Raw genomic sequence first — 13600 nt, 5'->3', positions numbered from 1 at the left:
GAGTGGAAACAGATGCCATTGGATGACTTAACATTCTTTTTGGAGAATCACGAGGCAGAAGTCGTAGAGGAGTTTAGGAAGCAGATCGTCGTAGCCGAACATGACCAATATCGGGGAATGATTCATTTAAATGGACAGGCTATGTATCGATTGGTCGTGGGATATTTGGGTGACAGGATCTCCCAAGAGGATATAAAGCATTTGGCTTACAAGGTGGCGCATGAGCGAAACCAAGCAGAAATTAACATTGGTGACTTTGTATTCAACGTTTGCTTGGGAAGGCAGTTAGTTTTTGACTTGCTCCAAAAAGGCCCATTTTCACCCTCAACGCTGGTACCGGCTCTGATTAAGATCAATGAGTGCTTTGACATTTTCCTGGTCCACGCTGTTTCACAATACACGTCAATGAAGGATAGCGACCTGGAAGAAAAAAAGATTTTTATTGAGCGATCCCATAAGGACAGACTAACGATTTTGGGGCAAATGGCTGCTAGCTTTGTACACGAATTTCGTAACCCGCTGACCTCGATTATTGGATTTTCCAAATTGCTCAAAGAAGATTTTCCTTCTTTGCCGTATGTCGATATTATCGAGAATGAACTGTACCAATTGAGTTATCGCGTGTCTCAATTTTTGCTCGTCTCCAAAAAGGGAGCGGTATATAAGTCAAAAGAGCTCTTTCATATGAAAATTCTTTTTGAGGAAATCCTTGCGTTTTTATATCCGAATATCGTAGATGTAAATGCAAATATGAAATGCAGCATCGATCCACAACTCACATTGGATGGGTACAAGGACGAGATTAAGCAGGTATTTATTAACATCATCTCAAATGCGCTGGATGCTCTCCAAAAAACGGTGGGGGACAAGGAGATTGTGATTGATGCCTATCAAAAAGAGGGGGCAGCGATCATTACGATTGCAAATAATGGTTTGCCGATTCCTCTTGATTTGCAAACGGTTATTTTCGAGCCCTTTTTCACAACCAAGGAATTAGGGACGGGTATTGGCCTGTATGTTTGCAAAGAAATCATTGAGAAGCATGGAGGAACCATATCCTGCGAGTCTTCCGAGAATCGCACGGTGTTTTACATGGAATTTCTCCAATAGAAATAGAAAAAAGCCACACGTCTTGGTGTGACTTTTGTTCATTACTCTTTATTTTGTTTTCGTTGCTCGATGACTTCGTGAACGACAAAGGCCAGGTCATCGTTACCGAACAAGGACAATACGCCAAGCAATGTGGTGTCTGGAATCTCTTCCGCCTCGTTTTTGGGAACGGTGTTTTCCAGCATTTGCGTGAGCAAGGGATTGTCGGATTGAGCGGGATATGCCTGTCGATACAAAGCTTGTGCATCCAGATCGTGATTGACGCACCACTGGGCGAACACAAGAATCATCATGCCTTCATCTCGCTGGTAAGCCTGAATCACTTGTTCTTCCATTTCTTTTCGATTCATAACTACGCTCCTCTACCTATCGTCTGCCATGAGCTAATTGTAGGCAAGAGGGCGAATACCCGCAAGAAAAAAGAAGCTGAGCATTTACGGAGTTTTTTTCTGGTGGTTGTGATTGGTAAGAACGGGGAGCATGCGCGTATCTTTTACCATTTCGGACTGGCAAAAGGGGCAGTTAGGGCTTGCATCAAAGGAAAAGTTATCTCTCATCCAGCACGTACAGCCATCATTGCTGCACATCCATACATCTGTTTCCTCTTCTTCGATTGGAACGATTGCTTTTTTAGAGAAATACATAAAAACTCCTCCTTTGCGGGGCATCGTGCACGTAATAACCTCTATTAATGTATGATGAATTTGACATATTTATACCAAGTATTTTCTTGCTTGCCAAAAATAACATATCTTGTCTGTTCATCGTTTGCGGCAAAAAGGCAACGGAAGTCTGACTTCGTTGCCTTTTTCTTCCATTCAAAAGAAAAGCTTATTCTTGATCGGGGATGAGGATCTGTCCGTTAGATTCATTGCTGGTAATCGCGAGCAAGATCGCCTTTGACAGCGTATCGGGATGATAGGGCTTGATCAAATAGCCTTTGGCACCGAGCTCGAATGCCTTTTTCTTTTCCTCGAATGCACTGGAGATGACGATCGGGATTGTCCGCAGCTCTGGATTTTCCTGCATGGTTTGGATCACCTTCCAGCCATCATCACCATCCTGTAAAACAAGGTCGAGCACAACGGCATCGGGGCGCAGCTTTTCTATCGTCTCCATGGCTTCAGCGGCTTTAGAAAAGGAGTAGACAGTAAACCCGGAACCGATCAGCTCATCGCGCAAAAGCTCAGACAGGTTCACATCATCCTCAATGATCACGACTTGTCCATTAGATTGACCAGAGGAAGCGTGAGGATTGTCCGTGCGCTCAGAGCTTGTCACTGCAAAAGGCTCTTCAGGCAATGGCAAGGAGACAGTAAACGTACTGCCCTGGCCAGATTCTGAAGTAACCGCAATTTCTCCGTGGTGAATGTTCACGATCTCTTGTACGATCGCAAGCCCAAGTCCTGTTCCACCAATTTCACGGCGATCTGAATTATCGACGCGGTAAAACTTGGTGAACAAATGCGGAATGGCCTCCGCCGGTATTCCCAAACCCTCATCCTGAATGTCTACGAGCAATTGCTTGTCCTCTTCACGACAGATAACGCGGATACGGCCGCCTTTTGGCGAGTATTTCACAGCATTGCTGATTAAATTCACGAGCACTTGGCGCAATTTATCCCGGTCTCCCAAAATAGTGGTCTGCTCTGTTTGCAAATCAAGCTGGAACGTGTGAGCGGGGGATTGAATGCGATAAGAGCCGAATACCTCGCGAATCAGCTGGTCAATCGCTACTTTTTCGATTTCATAGGTTTGGCGACCAGACTCCATACGCTGCAAGTCCAAAAAGTCGTTAATCAGGGAGGTGAGTCGCTTTGCCTCCTGATAAATCGCGGTCATGTAGCGCTGCTGACGTTCCGGCTTCAATTCTTTATTCAGTAAAAGCTCGGCAAAACCGAGGACACTGGCAAGCGGTGTGCGCAGCTCATGGCTGACCGTGCTGACAAACTCTGATTTCATCTGGTCAATCTCGTACTCTTTGGTAATATCCCGGTAGACGAGGAGTGTACTCCATTTTTCCTGATGACGGTATAAAGGCTCAGCGTATAGCTGAATATACCGGGTTTGCGGGTGATTCAATTCGAACATGAGACTGCCAGAAGGTAATTCGCCTTCTTCCATAACAACAGAATGGATGTACTGAATCAAGCGATCAGAATCGCGAGTATGATCTTTCAGATGAGAGAAGAAATGATCGAGATGATGCCCTTGCAGCTCGCTTAGGCTGTTGTAGTCCAATAACTCACAGAAGGTACGATTCACCTGCAGAGTAACACCGTTTAAATGAACAAGCTGCACGCCTTCCTGAACAGTATCGAGCATATCTTGTGTCATTTGACGCTGCTTTTCTGTTTCTTCATACATGGCTAGCTTGTCTAAAGCCAACGAGATTTGCTTGGCGAGACCGATGGCCAGAAGCTGATCCTGCTCTGCGATTTTGCGGCCAAAGCGAGAAAGAATCATGCAGGCGACCACTTCCTGTACTGCATTCAACACAGGCAGGTAGAGAACAGACGTATGAGAGACTTCCTCCAGGTAGCCTTGTTCTCCTACTGTGCTCTCACACAAAAGGACATAGGGTTCTTTGGTTTCCTGTATCCGCACAAGCGGGCCATCTGCAAGACCGCGCAATAGCTGATCTACGCCAGTAGATGAAACGCCAAAGCCAGCGACATCTTGCTCTGCATTCAACAAAACGATAACGCCCTTGTCTGCATCCATGACCTCAGTGGTGTTGCGTATGATGCTCGACAAAAGCTCTCGTTTATCCAATGTATTGGATAGTGATTGGACGAGGTGATTGCGTTTTTCAAGATAGCGCTCATTGATCTCCATTTTGGCGAGAGCTTCTTGGAGGTCTTCCTGCTGCACCATCAGCTCATCCTGCTGAGCGAGCAGCTCCTCGTTTTGCGCCATGAGGATTTCTTCCTTGGACTGGATCTGCTTCATTAAAAAGTCGAGCGAGCGGGTGAGCTTGCCGATTTCGTCCAGACGATCCAGATCAGGAAGCTGTGCGGTATGACCTTGCGCGAAGCGATCAGCTTCCGCAGCGAGACTTACCAAAGGACTGCCAATATCCTTGGTCATTCGTATGCTCACCCAGAGCGAAATGGCGAGGACCATGAGAATGTACAAAATGAACCAGGAGCTCTGTCGGGTCAAATCTTCAAATAAGAGGCGATTCTCCTGTATCAGCGTATTTTCGCTCTCTTTGGAATACTTGGTAGCGTAAAAAATCAGATTGTTGACCTCTTGATTCAAGCCGCTGGAGGAGAACTTGCGGAGCGCCTCATAATCTCCGGTTTGTGCATATTTAGAAGCGGTAGGGAACACGTTGGTAAAAAAGTTATTGAAAAAGTTCTCAATGGAGGTAACGAGATTTTGTTCCTCACTGCTCAACGGAAGCTTTTTAAATGCATGTAATGATTGCTCTAATTTCTGTTTCTCATTAAAAAGTTCATTGTATTCAAATGGACTTAAAAAAGCGTAGTAGCCTCTAGCGCGAAAAATGATCTGATTTGTGTGCTCTTTAATCTCAACAATCAAATCCTGTTTTTGCCTGGATTCTTTCAATGTCGTCTGATATTCGCTAAACGCTTTGTAATTCAAAGACAGAACGATTGCCGCTCCAGCGATGACCAGGGAGAGGAACAAGAGCATCATAGCCGTATAACGCCGCGTGATGCTCTTCCTCAGGATCTGTCGAAGGTCATTCATGTAAGCATTTCCTCCACTTTGCGAACCAGATCGCTCGGACTAAATGGCTTCGGCATGAAATCGTCGGCTCCGGCAGCCCGCATCTTTTCCTGTTCGGTATGCTGGCTTTTGGCGGAGAGGATCAAGATTTTCACTGCCTGCTTTTCTGGCATTTTCTTAACCTGGGTCAAGACATCATATCCAGTCAGCTTGGGCATCATGTAATCCAATATGATCAGGTCGTACTCGTTTTGACCGATTTTTTGCAAGGCTTCTTCTCCGTCGCAAGCGATATCCAAATGGTATCCTTCGTCCTCGAGGGTATCGCCAATCAACATGCGCAATACCGCTTCGTCTTCCGCTAACAGTATGGTTGCCATCTTTTTTCCTCCAACAAAATTCGTTTGCGCTGCTTGTTGTTATACGACTCGTTTTACCAAGCGCTTGATTCTCGCTTCAAGCTCCCGCATGCTAAATGGTTTGGTCATGTAGTCATCAGCGCCGAGCTGCAGCGCACGGACAATGTCCTGTTCTTCTGTACGGCCTGTGAGCATGATGATCGTATAACGCTTTGCATTCGGCAAATTCCTGATTCTTTGCAAGACTTCCAATCCGTCCATTTTGGGCATAATTCCGTCAAGAATGACGAGATACGACTCAGGACCCAGATGCCAGCTGCTATTGAAAAAAGCCTCTCCATCCTGAAATTGCTGAACATCGGCATACATCCAGCCATCAAAGCTGGCTTGGACTGAATCGACCAGCATCGTGCGAATCATGGAGTCGTCATCGATGATCGCTACCTTTAGTTTGACGCTAGGGACTTCGGTTTCGCCAGTCGATGCTGCGACCTCAATTCTGCGACGGCCGAGATTTTTTGCTGTATACAAAGCCGTATCTGCAGCTTCTACCCAGAAAGGAAAAGGCTTTTCTGCGTCGTCGATCTGCACAACACCTGCTGAAAAGCTCAAGGAAAAAGCTCCCTCAGGAGAATCGAATACTTCTTTGCAAAAGGCGTCCAGTATATGCTCTAAACGCAGCTTCGCCTCTTGTATAGTGGTTCGTGGCATGAGCAAAAGGAACTCTTCGCCGCCATATCGGAACAAAATATCATGCTTTTCTGCACGTGATTGAATGAAAGTTGCGAATCTGTTCAGTACCTGATCCCCGATCAAATGGCCATGCGTGTCGTTTACCCCTTTAAAATGATCAATATCCAAAAAGCCGATGGACAGAGGAGCTGAAGTCCGCTGGGCATCAAAAAGAAGCCTTTTATATGTATCGGAGAGAGAATTGCGATTGTATACTCCTGTCAAATCATCTACAAATAAAATCCGGTCCATCCAGCGCTTGCGGCGCAGCTGTCGTTCCAATCTAACGGCAAGTTCCTCGATGTCGAGTGGCTTGCACATGACGTCATCAGCGCCGAGTCGATAAGCATGGAATCGCGTCTGTCGGTCACAATCAATACTGATCACGGTTGTAGGCACATACTGCTTTTTGATTTTTTCACTGAGCGTTTGCATGACTTGAAAACCACCCGTTTCTGGAATGTTCAAGTCCAGAATCAAGCAGTCCGGGTTCATGTCGTGAAAATAATCGAGCGCCTTGTGCGGATGCACAGTAGCAATAACTGACCAATTAAGCTTCTCCAAATTTTCTTTCAAATACATTAAAAGCGTCACGTCATCATCTAAAATGAGAATAAGCGGCTGGTTTTCGTAGTTGTTTTCTCGTTCGAGGGTAGGATCTTCCAGCAGCACCTCCTGTTCAGGGCGATGCTCATAGCAAAGTGCGATCAAATCAAGTAAAAACGGTCGCCATTCATGCGCGTGCCACTCTTTTGCCTGCATGTGTTCCATTTGATCGAGCAAGGTTTGGGAGAGGTCGGATAAATCAGTAAGACCAATCGTGCCTGACGTTCCTTTTAATGAATGAAGAAAACGATACAGATCCTCGTGGGAGATAGGCCCATCCAGACTGAACCACGTCTCCAATTGTTTATGAATATGAAAGAGAAGAGTCTCTCTATACTTCATCATGCTTGTGTGTTCCCCCTGTTTTCCATAGCGGTACAAGCAGTCAAATTGACTGCCTGTACGCACTGTTCAAAGGTCATTCGTTTGATTGTATACTTGCAACTAGGAGGAAGTGTACCATATCAGGAGGGTTTATCCAATGGATGATCTGATCGCAGATAGGGCGGTTGGCAGGGAAGTAGGTAACACTTCATGAAATAGTAGAAATTACGTTACTGACGGGTAAACTCTTCGTCGAGCAGATACTGTTCTGCCTCTACGTATGATTCAAAGGAAGCTTCTAGATTCATGCCGTGGTATACATTAAACAGAGCATCCTCCTGCTGGAGCAGCAGGGTGTTTCCTTTTTTGTCGATCCACGTTTCTTCGACTTGCTCAGGTGTCGCCGTATTTTGGGGGGCGAGCTCACGTTTTACGGACAGAGAGTTAATCGAGGCTTCAATAATTGTGCGCAATTGATCCTCGGAGAAGTCGCGGATGTTTACGTAGCCTTTGTCATCCTTTTGATAGCCTTTCAGGAAGGCAGCGAAAACAAAGCCGTTTCCGTTCGGATGCAAGTGATAGACGACTGTTTTTTTATCATGAAGGCTCTCTTCATAATGGAAATTGATGCGTTTGAGAGAGACGTCGTTGCGAGTCAGCTGTGGGAAAGATTCAATAATCGCCAGTTTTTCTTCAAAAGTAAGCATGGATTCCTCCGTAGGTAGATGGATTTATCCGTCGATTATATCATAGGAGGACAGAAAGAATGAAAAGGGAACGTTATATAGAAGAAAAGAGGGATAGCATGAATGGTAAAAACCGAAAAGACATCGTGGCTGGACTGGAAGTTGATATCGTTTTAAAGCAGGATCAGCGGACAGGCAAGAGGACACGGGGGATTGTAAAGGATATATTGACGAATTCCAGCACCCACCCGCACGGGATCAAAGTGCGACTTACAGATGGTCAGGTGGGGAGAGTACAGGAGATTGTAAAAAGAGGGGAGTGAAAAAACGGGCAGCTGCCATGACAGCCTGCCCGTTCTTGCTTATGTGCTTAGATGAAAAAACGAGTTACCGATACGAATCATGGCTAGGCACCAGCACGTCTTCATCAGATCCCCTCACTATAACAAACGGCTCCAAATTCCCCAACCCATGCAAGACCGTATTGTGATGAGCGATGATTTGCTCCGCTTGCAATACTTCATTATCAGTGGTGGAGTGGGCATCCTTTACGAGCGTAACATCATATCCGAGTGTCGTCGCCTTTCGGCAGGCACTGTCTACGCAGTACTCTGTCTTGCAGCCCATGATGACCAGATGATTGATCCCGTGAGACTGTAGCTGCTCATGCAGGTCTGTTCCATGAAACGAATCTGTCGCTTTCTTTTGAATAACCGGTTCCCCAGGAAGCGGAGCGATCGTGGGATGAATCGCATAAGCGTCTGTACCGTGATCGGCAACATCTACGTCCTGCACATAGAATACCGGGATAGCTTGGCTGCGTGCCTTTTCAATAACGCCCTGCATTGTATGAACAAATCGTGCAGGCTCGTGGACAGGACCAATCCCGGGCCCTTCAATAATTCCTACCTGTGCATCAATCACCAATAGTGCAGTTGTTCGAATCATAAGCTCCTCCTTGGAGAAGGGGACTATCGCAGGGACGCCCCCTTTTTGATGTGAAGTGTACGAACGAATCTATTAGCATTCTGAATGGTATATATGTTCATCATCACCAGCTCCTTTCGTGTCATCGAACCCAAGCACAAAGGAGTGCCGGATTTCTCTAAGCGAATTGTAGCATAGATGTGGAAAATTTTAGACGTTTTTTAACGAAAAAAGACTCTTTCTCTACTGGATGCCAGTAAAGAACAGAGTCTTTTTCTCTTTTACCATGTCTTATGATTCGTTTTCCTTTTTCGGTACAAACTGAAAGATATCATGTGATTCGAAGGAGTCGATCAACCGAGACAACCACAGATAATATTCGAGGCCATTTTCGATGCGTTGGATGCTGAGGTTCACACGTTCTCTGATTTCATCGGTGAGGTCTTCTGCTTCCTTGAGGGCGCGCAGCTCCTGGAGCGACTTTTTCAGGCCGTGTACATTTTGCTCGCAGGCGTGTCTCCACTTTACGGAAAACAGATCAATGAAGTTCTGGTACCAATCCAGATTCACTTCATAGTGATCCTTTCGCGTCCCTTTTTTCCATATTTTTTCTACCATATTTAAGTCCATTAACGTGCGAACGCCGGTACTCATGCTGGTCTTGCTCATTCCCAGCGCTTCTCCCATTTCATCGAGCGTCATTGACTTGTCCTGAAATAGCAACGTACCGTACAACAGCCCTGTAGACATGGTGATGCCATACAAATCCATGTTGCGGGCAAGGGTCTCGATTACGCGTGCTTGAGCTTTTTCGAGGATTTTTTCCTGGTTCGTATCCATTTGAAAAGAGCAGCTCCTCTAGTCATTTTACCGTAAGTAGAATTGTACGTTTCTAAAAGCAAAAAGTAAATGGAGATATTGTACAGTATGTACGAGTAAAACTGCGAATACAGAAAGAAAAGTACGTAAAGTTTTTTCTGAACGCTGAAAATGCCCGATTATCGTGGCTCACCCAGTTTGAGGTAAAAAAAGTGGTTCGTTACAATTGTAAGAGTAAGAAACACCGATCGATGCCTCATCAAGGAGGAGAGCCGCTTATATGTGGGGCGCGCTTATCAATCCTTATATGGAAGAAGAACAGTCCGGAATCGGGTGTAAAAGTTGGAGGTGACCATATGCCCAAAATCAAAGTAGAGAATCTGACCAAAATCTTTGGACGCCAGCCAGGGCGCGCACTGCCCCTAGTCAAGCAAGGAAAGACCAAACAAGAGATCGCAAAGGAAACGGGTCTTACGTTAGGGGTTAACCAAGCGAGCTTTGAGGTGCATGCCGGCGAAATTTTCGTCATCATGGGGCTTTCAGGTAGTGGGAAATCGACACTGGTTCGCTTGTTGAATCGGTTGATCGAGCCTACAGAGGGCAAGATCTTAATTGACGGTACGGATATCGTCAGTATGAATACCGAGCAGCTGCAAGAGGCTCGTCGTAAAAAGCTGAGCATGGTATTCCAGAAGTTCGCCTTGTTTCCGCACAGGACGGTACTGGAGAATGCGGAGTATGGGCTAGAGGTACAAAACATCCCCAAGGCAGAGCGAGAGGCAAAAGCGAGAGAGTCACTCGCACTCGTAGGTCTTGGCGGCTGGGAAAACAGCTATCCAGATCAGCTGAGTGGGGGAATGCAGCAGCGTGTCGGGCTAGCCCGTGCACTTGCCAATGATCCTGACGTGCTTCTCATGGATGAAGCCTTCAGTGCCTTGGACCCGCTGATTCGAAAGGATATGCAGGATGAACTGCTGGAGCTGCAAAGCACCATGCAAAAAACGATCATCTTTATTACGCATGACCTGGATGAAGCGCTGAAAATCGGAGATCGGATTGCTTTAATGAAGGATGGCGCGATTGTGCAAATCGGGTCCCCGGAAGAAATCATGACAAATCCGGCAAACGAGTACGTGGAACGTTTCGTGGAAGACGTAGACCGCTCCAAAGTCTTGTCTGCTGAAAACGTAATGAAGCGAGCGGAAACCATTACGTTAGACAAAGGACCTCGTGTCGCTTTGCAATTGATGCGAGATCGTGGTGTATCTAGTCTGTACGTGGTGGATCGGAAAAAGACATTGCTCGGTGTTTTGACAGCAGACGCTGTGAACGGAGCCAAGCAGGAAGGAAAAACATTGGAGGATGTGCTGCGAACAGAAGTACCAACCGTTGGACCGCAGACACTGCTCAATGAATTGTTTGATCTGGTTGCGTTTTCCGATATTCCCGTAGCGGTGATTGGCGAACAGAACCGTTTGCTGGGTGTCATCGTAAAAGGGGCCGTCCTGGGCGGTTTGGCAGGAAAAGTAAATCATGAGAATCCACTGCCAATGGATGAGGAAGGGCAGGTGAGCAAACAATGAGTGGGCTAATTCCGAAGCTGCCGTTAGATGAATGGATAGAAGCCATTGTAGATGGGCTCGATGAGCATTTGGGATTTTTATTTGACGCGATTTCAACAGGGATTGGCGGAACGGTTGATCTGTTTAACTGGATTCTGACCGGGCTTCCATTCTGGCTGATTATCATTTTGTTTACACTTTTAGCCTATCGCGCTGGGAAATGGACGATCGCTCTTTTTACATTCATTGGACTTCTTCTGATTCAGAATCTGGGTTATTGGGAGCATTCAATGGAAACACTTGCGTTGGTGCTTACTGCAGGACTGATCTCGGTGGTGATCGGGATACCGGTAGGCATCTGGTGCGCAAAGAATGACTCGGTACAAAAGATCGTGACGCCACTGCTCGACTTCATGCAGACGATGCCGGCGTTCGTCTATCTCATTCCCGCGATCTTCTTCTTCGGGCTTGGGAAAGTACCGGGAGTCATCGCATCCGTAATTTTTGCGATGCCGCCAACGATCCGCTTGACCAACCTGGGGATTCGCCAAGTGCCTTCAGATTTAATCGAGGCTTCCGATGCTTTCGGTTCGACCTACTGGCAAAAGCTGATCAAAGTACAGCTGCCGATTGCCAAGACGACGATGATGGCAGGGATCAACCAGAGCATTATGTTGGCGTTGTCCATGGTCGTCATCGCGTCCATGATTGGAGCGAAAGGATTGGGAGCGGACGTCTATCGTGCCGTGACGCAGATTAAAATCGGGGAAGGCTTTGAGGCTGGTCTAGCCATCGTCATCATGGCGATTCTGCTCGATCGCATCACGCAAAGTGTCGGAAAGAGAAAAAAAGCGTAGGAGGGGTTTTCATGAAAAAGGGTACATTGAAAGGGTTGGCAGTTGCACTTGGACTTTCCATGGTAATGGCAGGTTGCTCTAGTGGAGGAGCGCCGCAGGATAACAAGCCTGCAGGCGACAACACGGGTACTGCTGCACCGAATAGTGTAGGGGCTCAGGTCGACCACAAAATTATCGGGATTGACCCAGGTGCTGGCTTGATGAAAGCAACCGAAAAAGCGATGAAAGAATACGATCTCAAGGACTGGGAGCTGGTAGAGGGCTCCAGCGCAGCGATGACTGCTGCACTGACGCAGGCGTACAAGGACAAAAAGCCGATTATCGTCACAGGCTGGACACCTCACTGGATGTTCTCTAAGTTTGAGATGAAATATTTGGAAGACCCAAAAGGTGTGTATGGGAAGGATGAACAAATTCACACGATTGTTCGCAAAGGCTTGAAGGAAGATCAGCCGAGCGCGTATGCATTCCTCGACAACTTCTCCTGGACACCAGAGGACATGGAAAAAGTGATGCTCGCCATTCAAGATGGCAAAAAGCCTGAGGATGCAGCAGCCGAGTGGGTAAAAAACAACGAGGCGACCGTGAATAAATGGGTAGAGGGCATCCAGCCGGCAGAGGGCAAAAAGCTGACCCTCGCGTATGTGGCTTGGGATTCTGAAATTGCCAGCACGAACGTTGTGAAGACGGTTCTGGAGCAAAAGCTGAAGTATAAAGTAGAGATGAGCCAGGTCGAAGCCGGCCCAATGTGGGTAGGCGTATCCAATGGCGATGTGGACGGTATGGTAGCAGCATGGCTGCCAACGACGCACGAAGACTACTTTAAAAAGCTGGGTAAAGAAGTGGAAGATCTGGGACCTAATCTGACCGGGACCAAGCTCGGATTGGCAGTACCTAGCTACATGGATATCAACTCTATCGAGGATTTGAAGAAATAAAGCAAGCTGTTTAGTGAGAGGCACTGTCCCTTTATGTAAGGGGCGGTGCCTTTTCCAGTATAAGGGCAATAGTGTCTTCACCAAAGATATGGCAGAGCCATGTTCCTAATGAATGACAGTACCGGGTATGGTAAGATGGTGGGGAAACACGGAAATCCACAATACAAAAAGGGATGAGTGTCATGAAAATCGCACGCAAAGTAACCTCCTAAAATCGCAGAATGAATCATTTTAGGAGGGTTAACAAATGGAATTTCATCGAATCGATCTGGACAGTTGGAAAAGAAAGCCTTACTTCGATCATTATTTGAACCAGGTGAGATGCACCTTCAGTATGACGGCAAACATAGATATCACTGAATTGCGTGTGCTTCTTCGGGAAAAAGGGGTAAAGCTGTATCCGGCCTTTCTCTATATGGTGACAAAGGCGGTCAATGCGCACCCAGAATTCAGGACGACATACGACAAAGAGGGGCATTTGGGGTATTGGGAGCGTATGCTGCCCAGCTATACTTTTTTTCACCAGGATGATCAAACGTTTTCTGCAATGTGGACCGATTTCTCTGATGATTTCTATCTGTTTTATGAAAACTATACGGCTGACATGAAAACATACGGCGACAATAAAGGAATCGTGGCAAAAGAAATGGAGCCACCCTATGCCTTCCCTGTCTCTTGTATTCCATGGGTCAGCTTTACCGGCTTTAATCTGAACATATTCGGCGATGGACGGTTTTTGCTGCCGATCATCACGAGTGGAAAATATTTCGAGCAAGACGGCAAAACGTTGCTGCCCGTTTCGTTGCAGGTTCATCACGCGGTTTGTGACGGATATCATGCGAGTCTGTTTCTAAACGATTTGCAAAAATGGGCAACGGACTGCAAGGAATGGCTACTTGTTCGGTGAGTGGCTGTCTAACGGGTTAGCAGCTATGTGCATATAATAATAGAATTGGGCGGACATCTATAGGTGTCCGCCTT

The 13600-nt window shown here is 46.6% G+C and carries 14 protein-coding genes; 6 read left to right on the top strand and 8 right to left on the bottom strand.

Annotation, left to right across the window (positions count from 1 at the left end; genetic code table 11):
- Positions 1 to 12: 12 nt before the first annotated feature.
- Positions 13 to 1110 (top strand): histidine kinase N-terminal domain-containing protein, encoded by a 1098-nt coding sequence (locus tag SB752_RS16325; protein ID WP_410716678.1) that lies wholly within the window; start codon positions 13 to 15, stop codon positions 1108 to 1110.
- A 41-nt stretch (positions 1111 to 1151) separates the two neighbouring features.
- Here the strand turns inward: SB752_RS16325 and SB752_RS16320 are convergent, their stop codons facing one another.
- The 6 genes from SB752_RS16320 to SB752_RS16295 form a co-directional block, all read right to left on the bottom strand.
- Positions 1152 to 1460 carry a hypothetical protein gene (locus SB752_RS16320; RefSeq protein WP_289137897.1) on the bottom strand — a complete coding sequence of 103 codons (309 nt, stop codon included), beginning with the start codon at positions 1458 to 1460 and terminating at the stop codon, positions 1152 to 1154.
- An 84-nt stretch (positions 1461 to 1544) separates the two neighbouring features.
- On the bottom strand, positions 1545 to 1754 hold the full coding sequence (locus SB752_RS16315) for a cold-shock protein (RefSeq protein ID WP_410716677.1): 210 nt from the start codon (positions 1752 to 1754) through the stop codon (positions 1545 to 1547).
- A gap of 187 nt (positions 1755 to 1941) precedes the next feature.
- Entirely contained in the window at positions 1942 to 4830 is a 2889-nt protein-coding gene (locus SB752_RS16310) for an ATP-binding protein (protein ID WP_410716676.1), read from the bottom strand.
- Entirely contained in the window at positions 4827 to 5189 is a 363-nt protein-coding gene (locus SB752_RS16305) for a response regulator transcription factor (protein ID WP_410716675.1), read from the bottom strand. Before SB752_RS16305 ends, SB752_RS16310 begins: the two co-directional genes overlap by 4 nt.
- A 39-nt stretch (positions 5190 to 5228) precedes the next feature.
- A complete protein-coding gene (locus SB752_RS16300; RefSeq protein ID WP_410716674.1) occupies positions 5229 to 6851 on the bottom strand; it encodes a response regulator in 1623 nt (540 codons plus the stop codon).
- A gap of 209 nt (positions 6852 to 7060) precedes the next feature.
- Positions 7061 to 7537, bottom strand: a complete 477-nt coding sequence (locus SB752_RS16295) for a hypothetical protein (protein WP_410716673.1) — start codon at positions 7535 to 7537, stop codon at positions 7061 to 7063.
- Between the two features lie 98 nt (positions 7538 to 7635).
- Between SB752_RS16295 and SB752_RS16290 the strand changes: the two genes are divergently transcribed.
- Positions 7636 to 7839 (top strand): YwbE family protein, encoded by a 204-nt coding sequence (locus SB752_RS16290; protein WP_312113292.1) that lies wholly within the window; start codon positions 7636 to 7638, stop codon positions 7837 to 7839.
- Positions 7840 to 7903: 64 nt separating this feature from the next.
- Here SB752_RS16290 and SB752_RS16285 read toward each other — a convergent pair whose 3' ends face one another.
- Together SB752_RS16285 and SB752_RS16280 are read right to left on the bottom strand one after the other, a co-directional pair.
- Positions 7904 to 8464 (bottom strand): cysteine hydrolase family protein, encoded by a 561-nt coding sequence (locus SB752_RS16285; RefSeq protein ID WP_410716672.1) that lies wholly within the window; start codon positions 8462 to 8464, stop codon positions 7904 to 7906.
- A 270-nt stretch (positions 8465 to 8734) separates the two neighbouring features.
- Entirely contained in the window at positions 8735 to 9283 is a 549-nt protein-coding gene (locus SB752_RS16280) for a GbsR/MarR family transcriptional regulator (RefSeq protein WP_410716671.1), read from the bottom strand.
- Positions 9284 to 9618: 335 nt separating this feature from the next.
- Here SB752_RS16280 and SB752_RS16275 point away from each other — a divergent pair, with 335 nt between their 5' ends.
- From SB752_RS16275 to catA, 4 genes are all read left to right on the top strand, one after another.
- Positions 9619 to 10845 carry a quaternary amine ABC transporter ATP-binding protein gene (locus SB752_RS16275; RefSeq protein WP_410716670.1) on the top strand — a complete coding sequence of 409 codons (1227 nt, stop codon included), beginning with the start codon at positions 9619 to 9621 and terminating at the stop codon, positions 10843 to 10845.
- On the top strand, positions 10842 to 11681 hold the full coding sequence (locus tag SB752_RS16270; RefSeq protein WP_410716669.1) for an ABC transporter permease: 840 nt from the start codon (positions 10842 to 10844) through the stop codon (positions 11679 to 11681). The genes SB752_RS16275 and SB752_RS16270 overlap by 4 nt, the downstream gene beginning before the upstream one ends.
- A gap of 11 nt (positions 11682 to 11692) precedes the next feature.
- Positions 11693 to 12619 (top strand): glycine betaine ABC transporter substrate-binding protein, encoded by a 927-nt coding sequence (locus SB752_RS16265; protein ID WP_410716668.1) that lies wholly within the window; start codon positions 11693 to 11695, stop codon positions 12617 to 12619.
- Positions 12620 to 12866: 247 nt separating this feature from the next.
- Positions 12867 to 13526: a type A chloramphenicol O-acetyltransferase gene (catA, locus tag SB752_RS16260; RefSeq protein WP_410716667.1), complete on the top strand. Its 660-nt coding sequence runs from the start codon at positions 12867 to 12869 to the stop codon at positions 13524 to 13526.
- Positions 13527 to 13600 lie beyond the last annotated feature (74 nt).

Origin of the sequence: Brevibacillus sp. SIMBA_040 (assembly GCF_046535075.1) — a bacterium.
Taxonomy (GTDB): Bacteria; Bacillota; Bacilli; order Brevibacillales; family Brevibacillaceae; genus Brevibacillus.
Note: the sequence above shows the minus strand (reverse complement) of the source record. Positions and strands in the feature narration are given on the sequence as shown.

What these genes read in the sequence shown, in the direction of transcription:
- SB752_RS16275 (WP_410716670.1), top strand. Translation starts at nt 9,619, where the DNA reads ATGCCCAAAATCAAAGTAGAGAATCTGACCAAAATCTTTGGACGCCAG.
- SB752_RS16325 (WP_410716678.1), top strand. Translation starts at nt 13, where the DNA reads ATGCCATTGGATGACTTAACATTCTTTTTGGAGAATCACGAGGCAGAA.
- catA (WP_410716667.1), top strand. Translation starts at nt 12,867, where the DNA reads ATGGAATTTCATCGAATCGATCTGGACAGTTGGAAAAGAAAGCCTTAC.
- SB752_RS16310 (WP_410716676.1), bottom strand. Translation starts at nt 4,830, where the DNA reads ATGAATGACCTTCGACAGATCCTGAGGAAGAGCATCACGCGGCGTTAT.
- SB752_RS16290 (WP_312113292.1), top strand. Translation starts at nt 7,636, where the DNA reads ATGAATGGTAAAAACCGAAAAGACATCGTGGCTGGACTGGAAGTTGAT.
- SB752_RS16300 (WP_410716674.1), bottom strand. Translation starts at nt 6,851, where the DNA reads ATGATGAAGTATAGAGAGACTCTTCTCTTTCATATTCATAAACAATTG.
- SB752_RS16285 (WP_410716672.1), bottom strand. Translation starts at nt 8,464, where the DNA reads ATGATTCGAACAACTGCACTATTGGTGATTGATGCACAGGTAGGAATT.
- SB752_RS16320 (WP_289137897.1), bottom strand. Translation starts at nt 1,460, where the DNA reads ATGAATCGAAAAGAAATGGAAGAACAAGTGATTCAGGCTTACCAGCGA.
- SB752_RS16305 (WP_410716675.1), bottom strand. Translation starts at nt 5,189, where the DNA reads ATGGCAACCATACTGTTAGCGGAAGACGAAGCGGTATTGCGCATGTTG.
- SB752_RS16315 (WP_410716677.1), bottom strand. Translation starts at nt 1,754, where the DNA reads ATGTATTTCTCTAAAAAAGCAATCGTTCCAATCGAAGAAGAGGAAACA.
- SB752_RS16280 (WP_410716671.1), bottom strand. Translation starts at nt 9,283, where the DNA reads ATGGATACGAACCAGGAAAAAATCCTCGAAAAAGCTCAAGCACGCGTA.
- SB752_RS16270 (WP_410716669.1), top strand. Translation starts at nt 10,842, where the DNA reads ATGAGTGGGCTAATTCCGAAGCTGCCGTTAGATGAATGGATAGAAGCC.
- SB752_RS16295 (WP_410716673.1), bottom strand. Translation starts at nt 7,537, where the DNA reads ATGCTTACTTTTGAAGAAAAACTGGCGATTATTGAATCTTTCCCACAG.
- SB752_RS16265 (WP_410716668.1), top strand. Translation starts at nt 11,693, where the DNA reads ATGAAAAAGGGTACATTGAAAGGGTTGGCAGTTGCACTTGGACTTTCC.